The 497-nt window shown below is 63.2% G+C and carries 1 pseudogene; it reads left to right on the top strand.

Annotated features, from left to right (window positions below):
* Nucleotides 1-255 precede the first annotated feature (255 nt).
* A pseudogene (locus DEF28_RS26825) lies at nucleotides 256-497 on the top strand (hypothetical protein); the annotation flags it as partial.

Raw genomic sequence — 497 nt, forward strand, 5'->3', positions numbered from 1 at the left:
TATTCGGTCGTGAGGTGGTCGTATTTGTGGTAATCGAGACCCTCGCTGAGAAAATCGGTGACCAGCATCCGGGTGTCGCCCTCGTTGGCGTCCCGCTCCGCTGGATGGAGGAGTCATGGTCGATTCGCGATGGCTGCTCCCTTTCGGGACGTTCTGCCAGATAGCATGCTGGGGATTTATTCTTCCGCGTCGGCTCGCACTTTCCACGGGGAATCCGGCGGGCCGACCTCGCATGGAACGGAACGCACAGCACCCATGGACGTGGACGCGACCCAGGTAATGACGAGGACGGGGGAATTCCCGGTCTCCGGCGGCCTCTCCCCGGAGTGGGAGGCGGAGGCGCGGAACCGGGTGGCCCACGCGGTCGAGCGCTTCACCAAGCCGCTGGCCGACCTGCTGGAGCGGGACGCCAACGAGGGCGACACCCGGATGCTGGTCACCGATTTTCTCAGCGAGGGTCTCGATTACCACAAATACGACCACCTCACGACCGAATA

The organism is Marinitenerispora sediminis (genome assembly GCF_003336425.1).
Lineage (GTDB): Bacteria > Actinomycetota > Actinomycetes > Streptosporangiales > Streptosporangiaceae > Marinitenerispora > Marinitenerispora sediminis.